The organism is Pseudomonas costantinii, assembly GCF_001870435.1.
In the GTDB taxonomy this organism is placed as follows: Bacteria; Pseudomonadota; Gammaproteobacteria; order Pseudomonadales; family Pseudomonadaceae; genus Aquipseudomonas; species Aquipseudomonas costantinii.
The window spans coordinates 397,952-420,511 of record NZ_MDDR01000037.1 but is presented as its reverse complement, the minus strand read 5'-3'; the positions used below and the strand labels follow the sequence as shown (position 1 = coordinate 420,511).

The following is a 22,560-nucleotide window of genomic DNA, read 5'->3' as shown; positions in this document are numbered from 1 at the left end:
CGGGGAATCTCTAAAGAGCAATCAATGTGTTGAGTGAACACTTGTCGTGGCGAGCCTGCTCACCACAACAAGCCCGCGCCCACATTTATAGCCCTGCGGTGATTCAGAGGTCGCCGTAGCCCAAGGAACGCAACGCGCGCTCATCATCGGACCAACCACCCTTAACCTTCACCCACAGGTTAAGCATGATCTTGGAATCAAACAGCAACTCCATGTCCTTGCGCGCTTCGGTGCCGATACGCTTGATGCGCTCGCCTTTGTCGCCAATGATGATTTTCTTCTGGCCGTCACGCTCGACGAGGATCAGCGCATGGATATGCAGGGTCTTGCCCTGCTGCTTGAACTCTTCGATCTCGACAGTGATCTGGTACGGCAGCTCCGCGCCCATCTGGCGCATGATTTTCTCGCGGACCAGTTCGGCGGCAAGGAAACGGCTGCTGCGGTCGGTGATCTGGTCTTCCGGGAAGAAGTGCTCGTTCTCCGGCAGGTGCTCGGCAATCACGCGCTCCAGAGCATCGAGATTGTGGCCGTGCTGGGCCGAGATCGGGATGATCTGGGCGTTCGGCAGTTGTTCCTGCAGCCAGCTCAGGTGCGGCATCAGCTCAGCTTTGTCTTCGATGCGGTCGGTCTTGTTCAAGGCGACGATCAAAGGGCCGGTGACGTACTGCACGCGCTCGAGGACCATCTGGTCTTCATCGGTCCACTTGGTACGGTCGACCACGAAGATCACCACGTCGACGTCTTTCAACGCCGCCGAAGCGGTCTTGTTCATGTAGCGGTTGAGGGCCTTCTCGCCGCCTTTGTGCATGCCCGGGGTATCAACGTAGACCGCTTGCACGTTGCCTTCAGTCTTGATGCCCAGCATGTTGTGACGGGTGGTCTGCGGCTTGCGCGAGGTGATCGCGAGCTTCTGGCCCAGGATGTGGTTCAGCAACGTGGACTTGCCCACGTTCGGACGGCCGACGATGGCAACATAGCCACAGCGTGTTGCGGTTGAATCAGTCATGGCCATTCTCCACGCCCAGGGCAATCAGTGCTGCAGCGGCCGCTACCTGTTCGGCAATACGACGGCTCACACCCTGACCTCGGCTTTTTTCATTCAGTAAGGTGATTTCACATTCCACGAAGAACACGCGGCAATGAGGCTCACCCTGGATATCCACCACTTCGTAGCGTGGCAGTTCGCAACCACGGGACTGCAGGTACTCCTGCAGGCGGGTCTTGGGATCTTTGTTGGTGTCGACCAGCGTCAGGCTTTCGATTTCCGAAGCCAGCCAGGCGACCACGCGCTCCTTGGCCGTCTCCATACCTGCATCGAGGTAGATCGCACCGATCAATGCCTCCAGGGCATCAGCCAGAATCGACTCGCGACGGAAACCGCCGCTCTTCAATTCACCGGAACCCAGCCGCAGGTACTCGCCCAGGCCAAAACCACGGGCCAGCACGGCCAGGGTCTCGCCTTTCACAAGGCGCGCACGCAGCCGCGACAGCTGGCCTTCGCGCGCTTGAGGGAAACGCTCGAAGAGCGCCTCACCGGCTGCGAAGTTGAGAATGGCATCACCGAGGAATTCCAGGCGTTCGTTGTTACGCCCTGCAAAGCTGCGGTGTGTGAGAGCAAGGACCATCAATTCCTGGTCCTTGAAGGTGTAGCCGAGCTGGCGCTCGAGACGGCTTAAAGAAACGGTCACGGTTTACCCATATCTAGTTGGTGGCACCGGCGGCCATCGACGATTGACGCAGTGTTCAAATTCAAATCCTGGTTGGTGCTGCATGAGGCCGGACAACGAATTGTCCCAGCCCCAGAAAAGCATTCGGCGCTGTGTTCACAGCGCCGCCTGTATTACTTGATCAGCCCGACCCGCGAGAAGTTCGGCAGGTGGCTGAGTTTGGGTTCCGGCCAGCTCATCCAGACCGCAAAGGCCTTGCCGACAATGTTCTCATCGGGAACCATGCCCAGCATGTCCTTGGGAATGTTGGGGTCATCCCAGTAACGGCTGTCGTTGGAGTTGTCCCGGTTGTCGCCCATCATGAAGTAGTGCCCGGCAGGCACTTTCCACTCACCATCAGGCGTCGCACGGTAGCGGCTCATTTCCTTGCGGATTTCGTGCTCTACCGTGCCGAGTTTTTCCTGGTACAGCTCAGCACTGCCCAACGTGTTCGGCTCGGTGCCGATCAGTTTTTCGGCCACTGACTCACCGTTGACGAACAGACGCTTGTCGCTGGTGTAGCGAATCACGTCGCCCGGCAAGCCTACTACACGCTTGATGTAGTTGACGTTCGGGTCGCTTGGGTAGCGAAACACCATCACGTCGCCGCGCTGCGGGTCACCCACCGGGATGACTTTCTTGTCGATCACCGGCAGGCGAATCCCGTAGGAAAACTTGTTCACCAGGATGAAGTCGCCCACGTCCAGGGTAGGTTTCATCGACCCCGAAGGGATCTGAAACGGCTCCACCAGGAACGAACGCAGCACCAGCACGATGAACAACACCGGGAAGAACGACTTGCCGTATTCAACCAGCAAAGGCTCTTTGTTCAGCTTCTCGACCACCACCGCATCGGGCTGGCTGACGCTGCCCTGATAGGAGGCGATAGCCACCCGCCGACGCGGGGCGAAGAACACCAGATCGAGCAACGCCAATAGACCGCAAACGGCAACGGCGATGACCAGCAACAGCGGGAAATTTAGTGACATAGGACCTAACTATCCAACCTGAGCACCGCAAGGAAGGCTTCTTGTGGAATTTCCACGTTGCCCACTTGCTTCATGCGTTTTTTACCGGCCTTTTGCTTCTCAAGCAGCTTGCGCTTACGGCTTACGTCACCGCCGTAGCATTTGGCCAGTACGTTCTTTCTGAGTGCCTTGACGGAGGTCCGCGCAATGATCTGCCCGCCAATGGCGGCCTGGATCGCGACGTCGAACATCTGGCGCGGAATCAGTTCCTTCATCTTCTCGGTCAACTGACGACCTTTGTAGTGCGCATTGTCCTTGTGCACGATCAAAGCCAGTGCATCTACCTTGTCGCCGTTGATCAGCACATCCAGTTTCACCAGATTAGCCGATTGGTAACGATCGAAATGGTAATCCAGCGAAGCATAGCCGCGACTGGTGGATTTGAGACGGTCAAAGAAGTCCAGGACCACTTCGTTCATCGGCAAATCGTAGGTCACTTGCACCTGGGTGCCGAGGAACAACATGTCGTGCTGCACGCCACGTTTTTCGATACACAGGGTAATAACGTTGCCCAGGTGCTCTTGCGGTACCAGGATATTGGCCCGCACGATCGGCTCGCGCATGTCCTCGATAGAGGACAGATCCGGAAGCTTGGACGGGTTGTCGACGTAAATCGTTTCACCGGTTTTCAGCAACAGCTCAAAAATAACTGTCGGGGCGGTAGTGATCAGGTCCAGGTCGTATTCGCGCTCCAGGCGCTCCTGGATGATCTCCATGTGCAGCATGCCCAGGAAACCGCAGCGGAAGCCGAAGCCCAGGGCATCGGAGCTTTCCGGGGTGTACTGCAACGACGAGTCGTTGAGGGTCAGCTTTTGCAGGGCTTCGCGGAAGTCTTCGAAGTCGTCGGAGCTGACCGGGAACAGACCGGCGTAAACCTGCGGCTGGATGCGTTTGAAGCCCGGCAGCACGTCGACGTCAGGCGTGGTGCTCAAGGTCAGGGTGTCACCAACCGGTGCACCGTGAATGTCCTTGATCCCGGCAATGATAAAGCCTACTTCACCGGCCTTCAGGTCAACGGTTGCAGTGTGCTTGGGGTTGAATACACCGACGCTGTCCACCAAGTGGATCTTGCCGGTGGATTTGACCAGGATCTTGTCGCCCTTCTTCACACGGCCGTGGCGCACGCGTACCAGGGAGACAACCCCCAGGTAGTTGTCGAACCAGGAGTCGATGATCAACGCTTGCAGCGGATCTTCGTAGTTGCCGGTAGGCGCGGGAATGGTTTTGACCAGGCGCTCGAGCACTTCGTCGACGCCCAGGCCGGTCTTGGCGCTGCACTCGACGGCGTCGGTGGCGTCAATGCCGATGATTTTTTCGATTTCTTCTTTTACGCGGTCCGGATCGGCCTGAGGCAGGTCGATCTTGTTCAGTACCGGCATGACCTCAAGGCCCTGCTCGATCGCGGTGTAGCAGTTGGCTACGGATTGCGCTTCAACGCCCTGGCCGGCGTCAACCACCAGCAAGGCACCTTCACAGGCCGCCAACGAGCGGCTGACTTCGTAGGTGAAGTCAACGTGGCCGGGGGTGTCAATGAAGTTCAGTTGGTACTTGATGCCGTCTTTGGCGGTGTAGTAAAGGGTAACGCTGTGGGCCTTAATGGTGATCCCGCGTTCACGCTCAAGGTCCATGGAGTCCAGTACCTGGGCTTCCATTTCACGCTCGGCAAGGCCGCCGCACATCTGGATGAACCGATCGGCCAGCGTCGACTTGCCATGGTCAATGTGGGCGATGATGGAGAAATTGCGGATATGACTCAAATCACTCACGGATCAACACTCAAAAAGGCTGCAGGCAGATTGCCCGCTGAAAAATAGCCGGGAATTGTACCTGATGCTCAGGCCAGACGTCATCTTTGCTGACCAGAACAAAAATGCCCCGTTCTCTCGAGCGGGGCATTTTTTGTTCATAAGCGCGCTATCAACCGGCTCTACGCAACAGCCAGAACCCTGCCAGGGCACATATGACGGTCGGCACCAGCACCGCAAACAGCGGCGAGAAACCGAACACCAGGCTCGACGGGCCGAGCAAGTCCTGGGCGATGCGGAAGGTGAAGCCCACCAGCACGCCGGTAAACACCCGCTGGCCGAGGGTCACGGAGCGCAACGGGCCGAAGATGAACGAGATCGCCATCAATACCAGCGCAGCGGTCACCACCGGCTGCAACACCTTGACCCAGAATGCCAGCCAGTAGCGACCGTTATTCAGGCCCTGGTCCTTGAGGTAGTGGATATAGCTCCACAACCCGGAGATCGGCAGGCTTTCCGGGATCATCACCACAGTATTGAGCAGTTCCGGCTTCAGGGCGATGTCCCATGGCTCGGTCGGCACATTGATGACTTCGGTGCTGGCCTTGGTGCCTTGGCCCACATTGCGGAAGTAGGTGGTGGTGACGTCGCTCAGTTCCCATTTCTCGGCGCTGTACTGCGCGCGCTTGGCGAAACTGGAGGTCAACATGTGCCGCTCTTTGTCGAACGTATAGCGCGTCACACCAATCAACAGGCCGCCCGGCTGCACGGCGTTGATGTGGATAAACTCATCACCCTGGCGATGCCATAGGCCGTGCCTGGCGCTTTGCGCGTCACCCGAACCCTGGGCCAGGGCGCGATTGGCCTGGGCCGTCGCCTCGGACGGTGGCGCTACGTATTCGCCGATCAGCACGCTGCAGGCCATCAGCAACAGCATCGGCTTCATCACCGCCCAGACGATACGGCCGATGGAAACACCCGCCGCCCGCATGATGGTCAGTTCACTGTTGCTGGCCAGGCTGCCCAGGCCGATCAGGCAACCGATCAGCGCGGCCATCGGCATCATGTCGTAGAGCCGACGGGGCGCAGTCAGCGCTACGTAGCTCAATACATCCATGACCGTGTAGGTGTCGGTGACGTTACCCACTTCATCAATGAAGGCGAACAGCGAGGCCAAGCCCAGGATAATACCCAGCACCGCCAGAATGGCGATCAGTACGCTGCTACCAATGTAGCGATCGAGCTTAGTCACGCGCCAACTCCTTCAGGCCACGACGGCTCTTCATTTTCAGACGTATAGGTTCCCAGTAGAGCAGCCCCAGGCCGATCACCAGGAAGATCCCGTGCACCCACCACAGGCCCAGGGTCGGCGACAAGTTGCCTTTTTCCAAGGAACCACGGGCGGAAATCAGCATGGTCAGGTAGGCCATGTACAGCAGGATCGCCGGTAACAGCTTGAGGAAACGGCCCTGGCGTGGGTTGACGCGGGCCAGCGGCACGGCCATCAAGGTCACGATAAACACCAGCAGCGGCAGGGAAAGGCGCCATTGCAGCTCGGCGATGGAGCGCAGTTCCTTGCTGCCTAGAAGCGATGCAGTCGGGAGTGCATCGCGGTCAGTCACTTCTTCACTTATCTCAGGCCTGGCCAGCATGACGCCATACGTGTCGTATTTGATCGCCCGATAGTCCGCCAGCCCAGGGCTGCCGTCGTAACGGTAGCCATTTTCCAGGATCAGGTAACGGCTACCGTCAGGGCGCACTTCCTGGCGCCCACTGTCGGCAACCAGAATCGAAATGCCACGGTCTTTCTGGTTCTGCCCCAGGTTTTTCTGGGAAATAAACACGCCGCCGAGGTTGGCACGGTCTTCCGTCATGGTTTCGGTATAGGTTACCCGCGTGCCGTCATTGAGCGCTTGAAAGCGCCCAGGCTCGAGGGTGTCGAACTCGGTCATCGCATCCTGTTTGTTCAGCAGCAGTTGAAACTGCATGGCGCCCTGGGGCGCCAGGCTCATGCTCAACCAGGCCACCACCAAGGCAACGCCGGCAGCCGGCACCATGGTCATGGCCAACAGACGCTGCTGGCTCATACCGGTGGCCGATAGCACGGTCATTTCACTTTCAAGATACAACCGGCCATAGGCCAGCAGAATGCCGAGGAACAGGCCAAGCGGCAGGATCAGTTGCAAAAACCCCGGCAGGCGAAAGCCCATGATCAGGAACAACGAGCCCGGATCCAAAGCGCCCGAAGCCGCCTGGGCAAGGAATTTGACGAAACGACCACTCATGGTGATGACCAGCAATACCGCACTCACGGCACTCAGGGTCAACAGGACTTCGCGGGACAGATAACGGAAGACAATCAAACCAGACACTCCAGGGTTGTCAGGCTAAGGCGGCCAAACAAGCAAGCATATCGAGTCGACCCGTTTACACGGGCCGGCTAAAAAGATGGCGCATTATCCTGTGATTGGCCGCGCCTGTCACGGAGCTTGCTCGTACGCGTGCACAAAGCATGCGGCAAGGGTTGTCAGGCTCCTCCGGCGAGGTTCAAACTGCGGCCTTTGTCGCGGGCGGTTTACACAGCTGCCTAGCTTTAAAGCCTGCGTACAGACGCCAGGCTCACAGACCTTGATAAGGGACCCGAAAATGGAATTGGTTGTAAAAAGCGTTAGCCCCGAAACGTTGAAAACCGCCACCCTCGTGGTCGCTGTCGGCGAAGGCCGCAAGCTCGGCGTCGCCGCCAAGCAACTGGATGAACTGAGCGGTGGCGCCATCAGCGCCGTCCTCAAGCGCGGCGACCTGGCCGGCAAAGTCGGCCAGAGCCTGCTGCTGCAAAGTTTGCCTAACCTTAAAGCCGACCGCGTATTGCTGGTGGGCGTGGGCAAGGACGCGGAACTGGGCGACCGTCCGTTCCGCAAGATCATCAGCGCCATCCTCAACACCCTCAAGGGCCTGGGCGGCAGCGATGCGGCACTGGCACTCGATGAAATCGTCGTAAAAGGCCGCGACAGCTACGGTAAGACCCGTCTGCTGGCCGAAAGCCTGCTGGACGGCGGCTACCTCTTCGACCAGTTCAAGAGCCAGAAAGCCGAACCTCGCGCCCTGAAAAAAATCACCCTGCTGACCATTAAGGCCGCCCAGGCTGAAGTCGAACGCGCTCTGACTCACGCCCAGGCCATCGCCAACGGCATGTCGTTCACCCGTGATTTGGGCAACCTGCCGCCGAATATCTGCCACCCGATTTACCTGGGCGAACAAGCCAAGGCGTTGGGCAAGGAGTTCAAGGGCCTGAAAGTCGAAGTCCTGGACGAGAAGAAAATCAAAGAACTGGGCATGGGCTCGTTCTATGCCGTGGGCCAGGGCAGCGACCAGCCGCCACGCCTGATCGTGATGCAATACAACGGCGGCAAGAAGTCCGAGAAGCCTTATGCCCTGGTCGGCAAAGGCATCACCTTCGACACCGGCGGTATCAGCCTCAAGCCAGGCCTGGGCATGGATGAGATGAAGTACGACATGGGCGGCGCCGCCAGTGTCTTCGGTACCCTGCGTGCCGTGCTTGAACTCAAGCTGCCGATCAACCTGGTGTGCATCCTGGCGTGTGCCGAGAACATGCCGAGCGGCGGCGCAACCCGTCCGGGCGACATCGTCACCACCCTGAGCGGCCAGACCGTTGAAATCCTCAACACCGACGCCGAAGGTCGCCTGGTGCTGTGCGATGCCCTGACCTACGCCGAGCGCTTCAAGCCGCAAGCCGTGATCGACATCGCCACCCTGACCGGTGCCTGCATCGTTGCCCTGGGCTCCCACACGTCGGGCCTGCTGGGTAACAGCGACGAACTGATCGAGCAACTGCTCAGCGCCGGCAAGGCGGCCGACGACCGCGCCTGGCAACTGCCGCTGTTCGATGAGTACCAGGAACAGCTGGACAGCCCGTTCGCCGACATCGCCAACATCGGCGGCCCGAAAGCCGGCACCATCACGGCGGCCTGCTTCCTGTCGCGCTTTGCCAAAAACTTCAACTGGGCGCATCTGGACATCGCCGGCACGGCCTGGACCAGCGGCGGCAAGGACAAGGGCGCGACTGGCCGTCCGGTTCCACTGCTGACCCAATACCTGCTGGATCGCGCCAAAGCCTGAAACTGAAGACGCCGGGGTCGCCATTGCGCCACCCCGGCCGTAGCAGCTGTCGAGTGCAAGCGAGGCTGCGTCGGCGGAGTACCTGATACACCGCATCGCAGCCTCGCTTGCGCTCGACAGCTGCTACGGGCTTTCGTGGTGACCGATTTATTTAAACGGTATCTGCAATTTCGGTGCGGCTATCAGGACCCCCAATGACCCAAGTCGACTTCTATATATTGCCCAGCGCCGATCCGTCCGCGCGCCTGGACTTTGCCTGCAAACTCACCGAAAAAGCCTGGCGCATGGGGCACCGCATCTACCTGCATTGCAGCGATGCCGCCCAACGCGATGACCTCGACGCCCGTCTATGGCGCTTCAAGGGCGAAAGCTTCGTGCCCCACGGCCCCGCCGAGTCGGAGCCCGAAGGCCTGGTTGTGCTGGGTTTAGGCGACAGTTGCGGCGATCACCATGACCTGCTGGTCAACCTGGACCTGAAAGTACCGGCCTTTGCCAAAGCTTTTGCCCGTGTGGCAGAAGTGGTGGTGGAAGACCCGGCTATTCGTCAGGCCGCGCGGGAGAGTTTCCGTTTCTACCGCGAACAGGGCTATCCTCTGCAAGATCACCGGCTACAACGACTTTGAGCACATGATGGACACTCCCAACCCTGTAAAAAAAGACGACCACCTGCTGGATGACCTCGAGTCGATCCGCCAGTTGCTCGGTGATGATGACTTGCAACCGCCGCTGCTGACCGACTCGGTTGACGGCGAGGTACAGATTCCACTGTTGTTCGACATGGTCGGTGGCAAACACGCTGCGCCTGAACCTGTTGCAACACCCCCCGTAGCAGAACCCGCACCGGTTGCCGCTGCCACTGAAAAGGCACCCGACGCCCTGCTGCTGCACCTGGACAACGAACTGCGCGCCGCCGCGCAACTGATCATGCAAGACGTGATCGACGACTTTGCCCCGCATATCGAAACCGAAATCAAGCGCCGGATGGATGCGCGGATGGAGCGGTTGCTCAGCCAATACCAATCCTGAGTTTGAGTACAAATCCTTGTGGGAGCCGGCTTGCCTGCGATATCGGTGTATCAGTTACAGAAGATGCTGACTGAGAAAACGCCATCGCAGGCAAGCCAGCTCCCACATTGGTTGTCCATCTACCTTTAACCCGTCTTCAACTCGCCCTCTCCCCTATCCCCCGTTATACTTGCCGGCTTTCCTGAATAAATGCCAACTAGGGTCCCGCCGCGCATGGATAAGACCTACCAGCCGCACGCTATTGAAACTTCCTGGTACCAGACTTGGGAGTCCGAGAATTATTTCGCCCCACAAGGTGCGGGCGACTCGTACACCATCATGATTCCGCCACCGAACGTCACTGGCAGCCTGCACATGGGCCATGGCTTCAACAATGCGATCATGGATGCGCTGATCCGTTTCCGCCGCATGCAGGGCCGCAACACCCTGTGGCAGCCGGGCACCGACCACGCCGGTATTGCCACCCAAATGCTGGTGGAACGCCAACTCGAAGCCACCGGCCAGAACCGTCACGACTTGGGTCGCGAGAAATTCCTGGAAAAGATCTGGGAATGGAAAGACCAGTCCGGCGGCAATATCAGCCGTCAAATCCGTCGCCTGGGTTCGTCCGTAGACTGGAGCCGCGAGCGCTTCACCATGGACGATGGTCTGTCGGAATCCGTGAAAGAAGCCTTTGTGCGCCTGCACGAAGACGGCTTGATCTACCGCGGCAAGCGCCTGGTCAACTGGGACACCAAGTTGCACACGGCGATTTCCGACCTCGAAGTGGAAAACCACGACGAGAAAGGCTTCCTGTGGAACCTCAAGTACCCGCTGGCCGATGGCGTCAAAACCGCTGAGGGCAACGATTACCTGATCGTCGCCACCACCCGTCCGGAAACCATGCTCGGCGATGCCGCCGTGGCCGTTAACCCGGAAGACGAGCGCTACAAGGCGCTGATCGGCAAGTTCGTCGAACTGCCGCTGGTAGGCCGCCGTATCCCGATCATCGCGGACGACTACTGCGACCCTGAATTCGGCACCGGCTGTGTGAAAATCACCCCGGCCCACGACTTCAACGACTACGAAGTCGGCAAGCGCCACAACCTGCCGCTGCTGAACATCTTCGACAAGAACGCCGCCGTACTGCCGGCCTGCCAGGTGTTCAACCTGGACGGCACGCTGAACGACAGCATCGACGGTAAGATCCCGGCCGAATACGCCGGCCTCGACCGTTTCGAAGCCCGCAAGCAGATCGTTGCTGCGTTCGACGCCGCTGGCCTGCTGGTCAGCGTCGACGACCACGGCCTGAAAGTGCCGAAAGGCGACCGCTCCGGCACCGTGATCGAACCGTGGCTGACCGACCAATGGTATGTATCCACCAAGCCGCTGGCAGAACCTGCCATTGCCGCAGTGGAAGATGGCCGCATCCAGTTCGTGCCGAAACAGTACGAGAACATGTACTTCTCGTGGATGCGTGACATCCAGGATTGGTGCATCAGCCGTCAGTTGTGGTGGGGCCACCGCATTCCGGCCTGGTACGACGAATCGGGCAAGGTCTATGTAGGCCGCGATGAAGCCGAAGTACGTGCCAAGCACAACCTCGGTCCGGACGTGGCGCTGCAACAGGACAACGACGTACTGGACACGTGGTTCAGCTCGGGTCTGTGGACCTTCTCCACCCTGGGCTGGCCGCAGCAGACCGATTTCCTGAAAAAATTCCACTCCACCGACGTGCTGGTTACCGGTTTCGACATCATTTTCTTCTGGGTTGCCCGGATGATCATGCTGACCATGCACCTGGTGAAGAACGAGGATGGTACGCCGCAGGTTCCGTTCAAGACTGTGTACGTACACGGCCTGGTGCGTGATGGCCAGGGCCAGAAGATGTCCAAGTCCAAGGGCAACGTCCTGGACCCATTGGACATCATCGACGGTATCGACCTGGAAACTCTGGTGCAGAAACGCACTTCGGGCCTGATGCAGCCGAAACTGGCGAAGAAGATCGAGAAGCAGACCCGCGACGAGTTCGAAGGCGGCATCGCCAGCTACGGCACCGACGCCCTGCGCTTCACGTTCTGCTCGCTGGCATCCACCGGTCGCGACATCAAGTTCGACATGGGCCGCGTCGAAGGCTATCGCAACTTCTGCAACAAGATCTGGAACGCGGCGCGCTACGTGCTGGATAAAGGCGAAGACTGCGGTCAGAACGGCGAAGCCGTCGAACTGTCCCTGGCCGACCGCTGGATCATTTCGCAGCTGCAACGCACCGAAGCCGAAGTGACCCGCCAACTCGACCAGTTCCGCTTCGACCTGGCCGCACAGGCCTTGTACGAGTTCATCTGGAACCAGTATTGCGACTGGTACCTCGAACTGTCCAAGCCCGTGCTGTGGGACGAAAACTCGCCAATCGAACGCCAACGCGGCACTCGTCGCACGCTGGTGCGCGTATTGGAAGTGGCACTGCGTCTGGCGCATCCGTTCATGCCGTTCATCACCGAAGAAATCTGGCAGCGCATCGCGCCGCTGGCCGGTATCGAAGGCAAAACCATCATGCTGCAGCCTTGGCCGGTGGCCAACGAAGCGCGCATTGATGAGGCGGCCGAAAGCGATATCGAATGGCTCAAGACCCTGATGATGGGCACGCGTAACATTCGCGCCGAGATGAACATTGGGCCGGGCAAGCCACTGGCAGTGTTCGTGAAGAACGCCAGTAGCGAGGATCAGCGTCGCCTCACCGAGAACGATGCGTTGCTCAAGAAGCTGGCGAAGCTGGAGTCGATCACCGTATTGGCCCCTGGCGCCGAAGCACCACTGTCGGCGACCGCATTGGTCGGTGAGATGGAAGTGCTGGTGCCGATGGCCGGCTTGATCGACAAGGGCGCAGAACTGGCCCGTCTCGACAAGGAAATCCTGCGCCTGCAAGGCGAAGTGCAGCGAGTGGGCGGCAAGCTGTCCAACGCAGCGTTCGTCGACAAGGCTCCGGCTGAAGTGATCGACAAAGAACGCGCCAAACTGGCCGAGGCTGAACAAGCCCTGGGCAAACTGGCGGAGCAACATGCGCGGATATCCAGCCTGTAAGGTGGAACCCGTATAAAAAAGAGACCTTCGGGTCTCTTTTTTTTTCCCCGAAAACACTAAAGCTCTCCCCTGCAATCCCTATCAATGTAGGAGCTGGCTTGCCTGCGATGCTGACGACTCGGTCTATCTGCCAAACCCTGTTGATGCCATCGCAAGCAAGCCAGCTCCCAGATTTGAACGAGGTCGGCCCAGGAATGTGTGACAATAGCCGCCACTTTTGAAACAACCCCAGAATCGACGCAGCCCATGACCGCCCCCAGCACACCTAAACCACCGCGCAAGAAGCCTAAAACCGCCGCCACGGCCAAACCCGTGGTGCCGCGCAAAGAAGCTACCCTGCACCCGCGCAACCGTCACACGGGCCGTTACGACTTCCCGGCGTTGATCAAGACCACGCCAGAACTGGCGAAGTTCGTGATCCTCAACCCTTACGGTAAGGAAAGCATCGACTTCGCCAGCCCTGATGCGGTGCGTGTATTCAACCGGGCGTTGCTCAAGGCGTTCTATGGCATCCAGCATTGGGACATTCCGGCGGACTACCTGTGCCCGCCGGTACCAGGGCGTGCCGACTACGTGCACTTCCTCGCCGACCTGCTGGCGAGCGTCAACGACGGCAAGATCCCGCGCGGCTCGATCGTCAAGGTGCTGGACATCGGCATGGGCGCCAACTGCGTCTACCCGCTGATTGGCTATATGGAATACCGCTGGAACTTCCTGGGCTCGGAAGTCGACCCTATTGCTGTGGCGGCCGCCAAGGCGATCGTGCAGTCCAATGACCTGAGCAAGGTCATTCAACTGCGCCAGCAAACCAACCCCAAGCAGATCCTGCTGGGCTTGCTGGAGCCGGGTGAGCGCTTTGACCTGACCATGTGCAACCCGCCGTTCCACGCATCCATGGACGAAGCCACTAAGGGCAGCGAACGCAAGTGGCGCGCCTTGGGCAAGGCAGACCCAAAACGCAAGTTGCCAGTACTGAACTTCGGCGGTCAGTCGGCGGAGTTGTGGTGTGAAGGCGGCGAAGCACGCTTTGTGACACAGCTGATCGCTGAAAGCGCGCATTTTGCCCACAAGGTGTTGTGGTTTAGCACCCTGGTGTCAAAAGCCTCCAACTTGCCTGTGATCGAGACAGCGCTGAAAAAAGCCGGCGTGCTGGAAAGCCAGGTAGTGGAGATGTCCCAAGGCCAGAAACAAAGCCGTTTTGTAGCCTGGACGTTCCAGACCAAAAACGAACAGCAAATCTGGCGCCAGCGCTGGGTCCGTGACTAGCCCTTCATCACAGTAAAAACGCAGGCAACAAAAAACCGTGCCCGGATCGCTCCGGAGCACGGTTTTTTTTGCTGCGTCTTACTTGTTAACAGCGTCGGTCAGGCCTTTGGCCACAACCAGCTTGATAACTTTCTTGGCAGCGATTTCGATGGCAGCGCCAGTCGAAGGGTTACGGCCAGTACGGGCAGGACGCTCGGTCACTTTCAGTTTGCCAACGCCTGGCAGAGTGATTTCGCCGCCGTTTTCCAGCTGATCAGCAACGATCTGGCTCAGTTGGTCCAGCAGAGCGCGCACGGTAGTTTTCGGTGCGTCTACTGCTTCAGCCAGATCAGCGATCAGTTGGTCTTTAGTAATAGCCATTGTGGTGTTCCTTCCCTATCAAATTCATATGGATTGCAGAGTGCAGTGTCAGCCATCGAGCCCGACCGTCATGGCCTGGCACCCCAGGCTATAACCACGGAGATCGGGGTTATAGATGCTTGAAACGGGGATTGGTTCGACCTGACAGATGCTGAATGCACGCTTAACGCCGAGACTTGGCGTAAGACGGGGCAAAACTAGCACAGAGACGGGGAAATATCCGCCTCTACCTAGCCATTTGGTCAGCTTTATCGCTCTAAACCGTGAAAAAAAGGCATATAGGCCGTCGGAGGTCGCCCAAAACAGCCTTCCAAGCGTGTCTTGGCCAACGGGTGCGGTACACTGGGCGACTTTTTGGGGGGGCCAACCGCTCCCCTTCAACCAGCCGAGAAGCCTATGCCGATCCGTCATTGCATCGTCCACCTGATCGACAAAAAACCCGACGGCACACCCGCAGTTCTCCACGCCCGCGATTCGGAGCTGTCCGAATCGGCCGCCATCGAGAACATGCTTGCCGACCTCAACGAGAGCTACAACGCCAAACAAGGCAAGGCCTGGGGTTTCTTCCATGCCGAGTCCGGCGCGCACCCGTTCAGCGGCTGGTTGAAGGAGTATTTCGACGGTGGCCAGGATTTCACCACCTTCAGCCGTACGGCGGTCGAGCACCTGCAAAAGCTGATGGAAGAATCCAATCTCTCCACCGGTGGTCATGTGCTATTTGCCCATTACCAACAAGGCATGACTGATTACCTGGCCATCGCCCTGCTGCACCACAGCGAAGGCGTGGCGGTGACCGACGAGCTGGACGTAACCCCCTCGCGCCACCTGGACCTGGGCCAACTGCACCTAGCAGCACGGGTCAACATTTCCGAGTGGCAGAACAACAAGCAGTCCAAGCAGTACATCTCCTTTATCAAGGGCAAGAACGGCAAGAAGGTCTCGGAATACTTCCGCGACTTTATCGGCTGCCAGGAAGGCGTCGACGGCCCGGGCGAAACCCGTACCCTGCTCAAGGCGTTCAGCGACTTCGTCGAAAGCGAAGACCTGCCGGACGAATCCGCCCGCGAAAAAACCAAAACCCTGGTGGACTACGCCAGCAGCCAGGCCAAGCTCGGCGAGCCTATGGGCCTGGAAGAACTCTCGGGCTTGATCGATGAAGATCGGCCAAAAGCGTTCTACGACCATATCCGCAACAAGGATTACGGCCTGTCACCGGAGATCCCGGCCGACAAACGCACCCTCAACCAGTTCCGCCGCTTCACCGGTCGCGCCGAAGGCCTGTCCATCAGCTTTGAAGCACACCTGCTGGGCGACAAGATCGAGTACGACGAAGCCGCCGGCACCTTGATCATCAAAGGCCTGCCGACCCAACTGACCGACCAGCTCAAGCGCCGTAACTGATGCTCGGCGGGGTCCTCAAGAAAGTCCTGTTGGTGTTGCTGGTCGTGGTGGTTATCCAGAACTGGGGCAAGATCGAGCGGCTGTTCAACCCCTCGCAGGTGGTTTCGGAGCAGGTACGCACTTCGGCGCGTGTGGTGCTCTATTTCACCGAGTGGTGCGGGTACTGCAAGCAGATCCGCCGCTTTCTGGACCAGAAAGGTATTCCGTACCAGGCGTTCGATATCGAAAAGGACGCCCAGGCGCGCAAGGCGTATGAGGCGTTGGGCGGAGGCGGGATTCCGTTTGTGGATGTGAATGGAACGCTGATTCGCGATTACAACCCAGAAGCAATTATGGCGGCCTTGAAGTAACCCAAACGCTGTGAAAGCTGGCTTGTGTGGGAGCTGGCTTGCCTGCGATAGCCTCACCGCGGTGAGGCTGACATACCGAGGTGTCTGCATCGCAGGCCAAGCCCCTCCACATTTGGCTTAGAAGTTGGCTTCCAGCGACACCATCGCCGTACGCTCTTCACCCACGTTGTAATACGCCGTGCTTGGCGCCAAGCCGTTCACCGGTGCCGAGTTGAACGACACGGTACGCGCCGAGCTCAAGTATTCCTTGTCGAACACGTTAAGCATCGAAAACCGCAGCGTCGCCGACTTGATGACTTTCTTGTCCACCGGCAAGTAGATACCGGCGTTCAGGTCAAACACGGTACGGCCGTCGATTTTTTCGTTGTTGGTCAAGTCACCGTAGAAACTGCCGACGTACTTGCCCGCGATGTTGCCGTAGAAACGCGAGTCGTCATACCCGAACACCAGGTTGAACATGTTTTCCGGCACGTTGGCCAGTTGCTTGCCCGCCGTCGGCAACAGCACGTTCTTGCTCAGCAAATTATTTTTCTGTTCGGACTGGGTGTAGGTGTAAGACGCGTAGTAGTTGAAGTTATGCGGCAACAGACCACTCCACTCCAACTCCAGGCCTTTGTTGTCGACTTTGCCGACGTTGATCACCGCGTAGTCACCGTTCAGGTCGGTGGTCGACAGTTGGCGATCCTTAAAGCTGATGTAGAACAGGGTCGCGCTCAGCGCCATGGCGTCTTCGGTGTAGCGCCAGCCCAACTCTTGGTTCCAGCTCAATTCAGGCTTCAGGCTGACGGAGTCGCCCTTGTTGTACAGCACATAGTTCGGTGGCGTGCGCATGTTGCGGGTGACGTTGTAGAACGCCTGGTTGCTCTCGTCGACCTGGTACTTGGCGCTGAAGTTCGGCAAGAACTGGTGGTAACGGGTGTTACGTTTTTCCGGTTTGTCGTACAGGCTGCCCAGGTTGTTGCCGTCGCGCTCGACGTATTGGTACGCCACCCCACCGACAAAGCTCAGGTCCGGCGTGGCTTGCCAGCTGTCCTGGACCCAGAGTTTTTGTGCCGGGGTGATGGTGTAGTAGTGGCGGCCTTGTACGGTCGCGCCGTTTTTGTCGACCACCTGGCCGCCGCTGTTGTAGTCACCCCATACATCGCTGGGTGCGCCTTCGCTGTTGATCCCGATAAATGGCTGTGTCTGGCGCTGGCGAGCGCGTTCATACCAGTAGCCATAGTCCAGGCTGTGTTCTTCGTTGATGTCCCACTTCATTTTGGCGGTGACGCCAGGGCGCCAGGTTTCGGTCCACGATGGACGGTAGTAGTTGGCCGACTTCAGGTTGCTCAGGTCGTAGTTGCCGGCCTTATCGGTCTTTGGCCCCAGGTTGGAGGCAGTCTGACCGCTGAAACTGCCACCGTTGGCCCAGTAGTAATACGGGGTGACTGTCAGCGACAGGTTGTCTTGCAGGCGCCAGCGCTGGGTGAGCGTGGCGTTGACGCTTTCGAACGGGTTACGGTTGAGCTTGTAGGACGCAGACAGCAAACCCGACTTGTAGACCGGCGTTTCCGAGTAATCCTTACGTCGCCCTTCGCTCTCGAATTGCGCTTTGCTCAGCGTGTTGTAGTTGTAGTTTTCCTGGTTGTTGTACTTCACCGTGGCCAGGGTCGAGTTGCCGTTGCCGTCTTCGAACAGGCTGCTCCACTCGACTTTGTCGCTGCGCAGGGTGCCGCTACCGCGCCACTTGTCACCTTCAAGGTGAGACGCCGACACCCAAGTCTTAAGGCCACCGAAATCGCCGGTGTTCACCCGTACGAAGGTCTTGCGCAGGGCATTGGCACCGACGATCTGTTTGGCGAAAACCCCGGACTCCTTGGTCGGCCGAAGGGTGATCATGCCGATGTTGCCACCGCTGGAGCCGATGTGCGGGCCGTCCGCCTCGGAGGAACCCTGGGTGACAAATACTTCAGCGAGGTTTTCCGGGTCGCCCATCTGGTTTGAATAAACGCTGTAGTTGCCCGAATCGTTGATCGGCACGCCGTCGACGGAAACCCCGATCTGGTCGGAGTTCATCCCGCGCATGGTGAAGTTGGTGCCGCTGGTACCGCTGGCGTCGTCACTGGAAACGTTGATGCCCGGTGTGTATTTGAGTTTGTCGATGGCGTTGGCGGTCGACGACATTTCATCCATGGCTTCCTTGGTCACCGTCGACCGCGCCTTGGCACTTTCCTCCCGAATCATATGGCCGTTGCCCAGGGTTTGTTTGCCGGCGACATTCACCGAACCCACGTCCTGAGCGTCGTCCGCCAAAACCAGCGGCGCAAAGCCACCCAGGCCAGCTGCTAAAAGCAGGGCAGATAGATTGTTGTAGTTCACGGGTAGATCCCTTACTTACATTGATCTGTTGTATGGGGCAGTTGCGCCGGGCCTGGACTGACAGACGACGCGATCCTTCCTGACCACTCGCTCAGGAACCCGGGGATGATCCACGCCGCGTGTAACCGTTTGGTGACAGGTTTTGGCAATTGCGATGAAGGTTCGGTGAAAGGTCTGCATGCAGCGATAGGCGCGGCTTACAGAGACCGAGTGAGGAGTAGAGAGGGGTAAAACGGACCCTGAATGTACCTAACGCAACACAATCATCCGACCCAACACGCTGTGCTGCTCGAACCCCAACACCGCTTGCAAGGCATTCAGCACCGCCTGCGGGTCTTTGCTGGGAAAGCTGCCGCTGACGCGCTTGGTAGCGAGTTCATCGTTGAGCAACAGAATGCGACCTGGGTAATAGCGCCCCAGGTCCTTGACCACATCGGCCAACGGCGCCTTGTAGTAATTGAGCCAACCCTCACGCCAGGCCAGGCGTGATTCGCTGTCGACCGGGTGCTGGGGCTGCGCCACACCTTCGGCGTAGGTCACTTGCTGGCCTGCCGTCAGAATCTGTTGCTGGCCCTGCTTGGATGGCGTCACACCAACCCGGCCGGACAATACCGTGACCTGGGCCCCAGCCGGTTGCAGACGCACCTCGAACTGCGTGCCCAGCACTCGCGCTTCACCGCTGCCCGCCTCCACCACAAAGGACTGGCCGGTGTGGGTCACGCTGAAAAAGCCCGCACCGCGACGCAGCTGGATGTGGCGTTCACCGTGGGCGAAATCCACGCTGATGGCGCTGTCGGCATCCAAGGTGACTTGGGATTGATCGGCCAGGATCACGGTCTTCACCTCCCCCGGCGCCGTCACGTAATCGGCGCCGAAGTCATCGACCCAACGCGACGGCTGCCAACCGGCGCCCATCGACACCATCACCAGCAGGCACGCGGCCATGGCCAAGGCGCCGGACCAACGCACGACGCGCGAGCGCTTCGAGGTGTTCATCGCCTTGAGGTAGCGCTGCAAGGCCAATGCATCTTCGTTCGCCAAAGTGCGGGCCGGCACTTCGCTCAACTCCCACAACACCTGGGCCTGGGAATAGGCCTCGACATGCGCAGGGTCGGCCCGCAGCCAGCGGCTGAACGTGGCTTGGTCGCCACTGCTGGGCTGATCATGCAGCAGGCTCAACCAGTCGAGTGCGGCCTGTTCCTGGGCGGGCGTGGGGATGACGTTCACGGTGCTTTCCCTGGCGTGCGTGCTGGAGATGGTTCGCGAAGGCTGGCTTTGCAGGCTTCAAGGGCACGCATCATATGTTTTTCCACCGCGCTTTGGGACAACCCCATGGCCTTGGCGATTTCCGCGTACTTGCGGCCGTGAATACGGTTGAGCAGGAAAATCTGCCGGGTGCGCTCCGGCAAGCTGCGCAGGGCGGCTTCGACATGACGCAAATCATTGCCTGCTTCAAGCGCAGCCTGGGGTTCGGAACCCTGGTTGTCTTGCTGTTCCGGCAGCCAGCCTTCGTTGCTGCGCACACGGGCGCCTTCGCTGCGCAGGTGGTCGATGGCAATGTTGCCGGCGCAACGCAACAGGTAGGTGCTGAGCTCTTCGACCTGCACCAGCGGCCGGCGCCAGAAGCGCAGGAACAAATCTTGGACCAGGTCGGCGGCCGTGGCGCGGCAACCGACACGTCGACTGACCAGTGCTTCCATTTGCGAACGCTGGGACAAAAACACTTGCAGGAAATGCGCACGCCCACCGGCCGCATCCGTGTGCTGGCTGTCTTGAGATTCCGGTGGGGTGCTGATCATCATAAGAGGCTCAGAATAGGGCGAAGGCCGCAACAGGACTGGTCAACAGGCCGACGCCCGCCAGGATCAAGGCCAGCCTTGGCCAATACGGCAACAGCAGCACCAGCAGCAATGCGCTGAGCATCAAGACGGCGCACCACTCCACCAGACCCTGGCTCCAACCTGTGACCGCAACGGCCGGCCAGATCGACAGCGTCAGCAGCAACCAACCGGCCGCACGCAAACTCAAGCGTCGACCGGGCGATGGTTTGCCGTGCAACAGCTCGCCGTGGTGGCGGTCGGTGGACAGGCACAATGCGCAAAATCCGGCGTAGCACATCAAGAGCGCGAGGAGCATTCAGTTCGCCTCCTGCTTGAGTGTCAACGAACGAACGCCTTCAGCCTTGGGTTGCGGCGCCGTGCGGTGCTGCATCTTCCAGGCCGCCCAAGCGAGGAACACGCCGCTGCCCAGGCAGGTCAGGTCGAAGCCGGCCATGGCCCAGTCGCCTGTCACTAATGAAGCGCCCAAGTGGTGCGACGTGGTGATTGCGTTGAGCAGTGGAATCGAGGCAAACAGCAGCGCACCGACACTCAATTGCTCGACCCAGCCCTGGCGACCTCGACGCAGCACCGCGTGCAACAAACTCAGGCCCCAGGCAATAAAGAAGGTCTGTACTTCCCAGCCGGAGCGCTCGGCGAGGCTCACCGGCAACAGTCGATTGGCCCAGAAAAATGCGGCGATGGCGATCATCAGCCCAGACATGCTGGCGATATTCAGCACCTCCACCAGCCGCAGTTCAAACGGCATGACCCCGGTTTTAGCGTGCTTGAGTTGGCGCTTGCCGAGCCAGATCACCAACCCGGTGCCGATCATCGCCGTGCCCGCCAGGCCGCAGATAAAGTACAGCCAACGCAGCACCGGGCCGGCGAAATGGCCCATGTGCAGGCCATAGAAACTACCGCCGATGACCGCTGGCAGGGACGGTTCGCCGCTCACTCGCAACAGTTCACCCGTGGTGCCATTGAAAGACACGGTACTGGAGAAATCATGCACCACGCGATCAGAGCCGGCGCGAAACACATTGACCGAGGCGTTCACATCACTTGGGTTATTCACCGCTAGCCGTCCGACATGCCCGCCCGCCCATTGTTCGCGCGCTTGCTTATACATCGGCAGCAGCGGCAGCAACTTACCCGGCTGGCCGAGCGCGGGTGCATTGTTAGTACTCGGGAACGCCGCATTGAAGAACGCACGACTGTCGGTGCCGTAGGAAGCCACGATAGGCGCCGGCATCACCATGCTCATGAAAATCACCAGGCTGCTGTAGGTGATCATCAAGTGAAACGGCAACACCAACACGCCCACCGCATTGTGCCCATCCAGCCAGGAGCGCTGACCCTTGCGAGGACGAAAGGTGAAAAAGTCCTTGAAGATTTTCTTGTGGGTGATGATGCCGGTGATCAGCGCGACGAACATCACCATGGCTGCGGTGGTCGACAGCCAGCGGCCCCAGGGGTGAGGCATTTGCAGTTGGTAGTGAAAACGATAGAAGAAGTCGCCGCCCATGCTTTCCCGGGCCTGGATGGGTTGGCCGGTGATTGGATCGAGCGTTTTTTGAATGAAGTTGCGGCGCTTACCGGGGTCGATCTTGTCTTGCCACATCACTGATAAACCGGGGTCGCGGCTGTCCGGCAGGGTGATAAACCAGCGTGCGGCATTCGGCGCCTGTTGCTGCAGGTAGGCTTGGGCGACGCTCAGGCTGCGCGCATCGTCCAATGGATAGGCCTGCACTTCGGGCTGCATCCAGTGGGTAATTTCGTCCTTGAAATAGGACAAGGTACCGGTCAGGAAAATCGCAAACAGCAGCCAGCCAAAGATCAAACCGGCCCAGGTGTGCAACCAGGCCATGGCCTGGCGAAAGCCCTCTTTCATGTGCGCGCCATCCAGAACCCCACGCCCGCCAGAGTCGCAAACATCGCGCTCGGCAGCATCACGCCAAACCAGGCGCGCCACGCCGTACGGCAGGCGAAACACCAAAGCACCGCCAACAGGTAGAACACAAACGAACTCATCATCCCGGTGATCACCGCATCGGCGCGGGATGTAGGCATCCACAGCGCCAGGCAGACGGCCGCCAGGGAGGCCATCAGATAGCCGCCGACCACTGCAGCCAGCACGCGCGACGTGACGGCGAGGCGGTAGGAGACGGGAAGTGAGGTTTTGCTTTTCATGCGGGAGGCGCCAGGTTCATCAGCGCGCAATATTAATGATAAATATTCTCATAAGCAAAAGAGAACGGATGAATCACCTGTCCGGGCGGATTGCCGAACCTTGTCACGCGCCC

The 22,560-nt window shown here is 59.2% G+C and carries 20 protein-coding genes; 7 read left to right on the top strand and 13 right to left on the bottom strand.

Features of this window, described 5'->3' with window-relative positions; genetic code table 11:
• Positions 1-103: 103 nt before the first annotated feature.
• From era to lptF, 6 genes are all read right to left on the bottom strand, one after another.
• Complete coding sequence (gene era, locus BFL40_RS23335) at positions 104-1,006, bottom strand: GTPase Era (RefSeq protein WP_016978271.1); 903 nt, start codon at positions 1,004-1,006, stop codon at positions 104-106.
• Positions 999-1,688, bottom strand: coding sequence for a ribonuclease III (gene rnc / locus BFL40_RS23330; protein ID WP_003188856.1), 690 nt, complete (start codon positions 1,686-1,688; stop codon positions 999-1,001). Before rnc ends, era begins: the two co-directional genes overlap by 8 nt.
• A 152-nt stretch (positions 1,689-1,840) precedes the next feature.
• On the bottom strand, positions 1,841-2,695 hold the full coding sequence (gene lepB / locus BFL40_RS23325; RefSeq protein WP_071486135.1) for a signal peptidase I: 855 nt from the start codon (positions 2,693-2,695) through the stop codon (positions 1,841-1,843).
• A 5-nt stretch (positions 2,696-2,700) separates the two neighbouring features.
• Positions 2,701-4,500, bottom strand: coding sequence for a translation elongation factor 4 (lepA, locus tag BFL40_RS23320; RefSeq protein ID WP_071486134.1), 1,800 nt, complete (start codon positions 4,498-4,500; stop codon positions 2,701-2,703).
• A gap of 151 nt (positions 4,501-4,651) precedes the next feature.
• Complete coding sequence (lptG, locus tag BFL40_RS23315) at positions 4,652-5,731, bottom strand: LPS export ABC transporter permease LptG (RefSeq protein WP_071486133.1); 1,080 nt, start codon at positions 5,729-5,731, stop codon at positions 4,652-4,654.
• Positions 5,724-6,842, bottom strand: a complete 1,119-nt coding sequence (lptF, locus tag BFL40_RS23310) for an LPS export ABC transporter permease LptF (protein WP_071486132.1) — start codon at positions 6,840-6,842, stop codon at positions 5,724-5,726. Before lptF ends, lptG begins: the two co-directional genes overlap by 8 nt.
• Before the next feature lie 283 nt (positions 6,843-7,125).
• Here lptF and BFL40_RS23305 point away from each other — a divergent pair, with 283 nt between their 5' ends.
• From BFL40_RS23305 to rlmF, 5 genes are all read left to right on the top strand, one after another.
• Positions 7,126-8,616: a leucyl aminopeptidase gene (locus tag BFL40_RS23305; protein WP_071486131.1), complete on the top strand. Its 1,491-nt coding sequence runs from the start codon at positions 7,126-7,128 to the stop codon at positions 8,614-8,616.
• 194 nt (positions 8,617-8,810) lie between these two features.
• Entirely contained in the window at positions 8,811-9,239 is a 429-nt protein-coding gene (locus tag BFL40_RS23300) for a DNA polymerase III subunit chi (RefSeq protein ID WP_071486130.1), read from the top strand.
• A gap of 7 nt (positions 9,240-9,246) precedes the next feature.
• Positions 9,247-9,642: a DNA polymerase III subunit chi gene (locus tag BFL40_RS23295; protein WP_071486129.1), complete on the top strand. Its 396-nt coding sequence runs from the start codon at positions 9,247-9,249 to the stop codon at positions 9,640-9,642.
• 213 nt (positions 9,643-9,855) lie between these two features.
• Positions 9,856-12,702, top strand: a complete 2,847-nt coding sequence (locus tag BFL40_RS23290; protein WP_071486128.1) for a valine--tRNA ligase — start codon at positions 9,856-9,858, stop codon at positions 12,700-12,702.
• Between the two features lie 246 nt (positions 12,703-12,948).
• On the top strand, positions 12,949-13,968 hold the full coding sequence (rlmF, locus tag BFL40_RS23285; protein ID WP_071486127.1) for a 23S rRNA (adenine(1618)-N(6))-methyltransferase RlmF: 1,020 nt from the start codon (positions 12,949-12,951) through the stop codon (positions 13,966-13,968).
• 78 nt (positions 13,969-14,046) lie between these two features.
• Here rlmF and BFL40_RS23280 read toward each other — a convergent pair whose 3' ends face one another.
• Positions 14,047-14,328 carry an HU family DNA-binding protein gene (locus tag BFL40_RS23280; RefSeq protein ID WP_003212743.1) on the bottom strand — a complete coding sequence of 94 codons (282 nt, stop codon included), beginning with the start codon at positions 14,326-14,328 and terminating at the stop codon, positions 14,047-14,049.
• Positions 14,329-14,724: 396 nt separating this feature from the next.
• On the opposite strand from BFL40_RS23280, the gene yejK reads away from it, so the two are divergent.
• Both yejK and BFL40_RS23265 read left to right on the top strand, forming a co-directional pair.
• Positions 14,725-15,729: a nucleoid-associated protein YejK gene (gene yejK, locus BFL40_RS23270; protein ID WP_071486125.1), complete on the top strand. Its 1,005-nt coding sequence runs from the start codon at positions 14,725-14,727 to the stop codon at positions 15,727-15,729.
• Positions 15,729-16,079 carry a glutaredoxin family protein gene (locus BFL40_RS23265; protein ID WP_071486124.1) on the top strand — a complete coding sequence of 117 codons (351 nt, stop codon included), beginning with the start codon at positions 15,729-15,731 and terminating at the stop codon, positions 16,077-16,079. Before yejK ends, BFL40_RS23265 begins: the two co-directional genes overlap by 1 nt.
• A gap of 117 nt (positions 16,080-16,196) precedes the next feature.
• On the opposite strand, the gene BFL40_RS23260 is transcribed toward BFL40_RS23265, so the two are convergent.
• From BFL40_RS23260 to BFL40_RS23235, 6 genes are all read right to left on the bottom strand, one after another.
• Positions 16,197-18,437, bottom strand: a complete 2,241-nt coding sequence (locus tag BFL40_RS23260) for a TonB-dependent receptor domain-containing protein (RefSeq protein ID WP_071486123.1) — start codon at positions 18,435-18,437, stop codon at positions 16,197-16,199.
• 249 nt (positions 18,438-18,686) lie between these two features.
• Entirely contained in the window at positions 18,687-19,664 is a 978-nt protein-coding gene (locus BFL40_RS23255; RefSeq protein ID WP_071486122.1) for a FecR family protein, read from the bottom strand.
• The gene (locus tag BFL40_RS23250; protein WP_071486121.1) at positions 19,661-20,239 is read right to left on the bottom strand and encodes an RNA polymerase sigma factor; all 579 of its coding nucleotides are present in this window, start codon (positions 20,237-20,239) and stop codon (positions 19,661-19,663) included. The genes BFL40_RS23255 and BFL40_RS23250 overlap by 4 nt, the downstream gene beginning before the upstream one ends.
• A 7-nt stretch (positions 20,240-20,246) precedes the next feature.
• Positions 20,247-20,573, bottom strand: coding sequence for a DUF3325 domain-containing protein (locus tag BFL40_RS23245; protein ID WP_071486120.1), 327 nt, complete (start codon positions 20,571-20,573; stop codon positions 20,247-20,249).
• Positions 20,574-22,148 (bottom strand): PepSY-associated TM helix domain-containing protein, encoded by a 1,575-nt coding sequence (locus tag BFL40_RS23240; RefSeq protein WP_071486119.1) that lies wholly within the window; start codon positions 22,146-22,148, stop codon positions 20,574-20,576.
• On the bottom strand, positions 22,145-22,447 hold the full coding sequence (locus tag BFL40_RS23235; RefSeq protein WP_071486118.1) for a DUF3649 domain-containing protein: 303 nt from the start codon (positions 22,445-22,447) through the stop codon (positions 22,145-22,147). The genes BFL40_RS23240 and BFL40_RS23235 overlap by 4 nt, the downstream gene beginning before the upstream one ends.
• Positions 22,448-22,560 lie beyond the last annotated feature (113 nt).

Bases quoted from the DNA above. Each gene is read 5' to 3' on its own strand.
- era (WP_016978271.1), bottom strand. From the start codon at position 1,006: ATGACTGATTCAACCGCAACACGCTGTGGCTATGTTGCCATCGTCGGC.
- lepB (WP_071486135.1), bottom strand. From the start codon at position 2,695: ATGTCACTAAATTTCCCGCTGTTGCTGGTCATCGCCGTTGCCGTTTGC.
- BFL40_RS23305 (WP_071486131.1), top strand. From the start codon at position 7,126: ATGGAATTGGTTGTAAAAAGCGTTAGCCCCGAAACGTTGAAAACCGCC.
- BFL40_RS23300 (WP_071486130.1), top strand. From the start codon at position 8,811: ATGACCCAAGTCGACTTCTATATATTGCCCAGCGCCGATCCGTCCGCG.
- BFL40_RS23295 (WP_071486129.1), top strand. From the start codon at position 9,247: ATGGACACTCCCAACCCTGTAAAAAAAGACGACCACCTGCTGGATGAC.
- BFL40_RS23290 (WP_071486128.1), top strand. From the start codon at position 9,856: ATGGATAAGACCTACCAGCCGCACGCTATTGAAACTTCCTGGTACCAG.
- rlmF (WP_071486127.1), top strand. From the start codon at position 12,949: ATGACCGCCCCCAGCACACCTAAACCACCGCGCAAGAAGCCTAAAACC.
- BFL40_RS23280 (WP_003212743.1), bottom strand. From the start codon at position 14,328: ATGGCTATTACTAAAGACCAACTGATCGCTGATCTGGCTGAAGCAGTA.
- yejK (WP_071486125.1), top strand. From the start codon at position 14,725: ATGCCGATCCGTCATTGCATCGTCCACCTGATCGACAAAAAACCCGAC.
- BFL40_RS23265 (WP_071486124.1), top strand. From the start codon at position 15,729: ATGCTCGGCGGGGTCCTCAAGAAAGTCCTGTTGGTGTTGCTGGTCGTG.
- BFL40_RS23250 (WP_071486121.1), bottom strand. From the start codon at position 20,239: ATGATGATCAGCACCCCACCGGAATCTCAAGACAGCCAGCACACGGAT.
- BFL40_RS23245 (WP_071486120.1), bottom strand. From the start codon at position 20,573: ATGCTCCTCGCGCTCTTGATGTGCTACGCCGGATTTTGCGCATTGTGC.
- BFL40_RS23240 (WP_071486119.1), bottom strand. From the start codon at position 22,148: ATGAAAGAGGGCTTTCGCCAGGCCATGGCCTGGTTGCACACCTGGGCC.
- BFL40_RS23235 (WP_071486118.1), bottom strand. From the start codon at position 22,447: ATGAAAAGCAAAACCTCACTTCCCGTCTCCTACCGCCTCGCCGTCACG.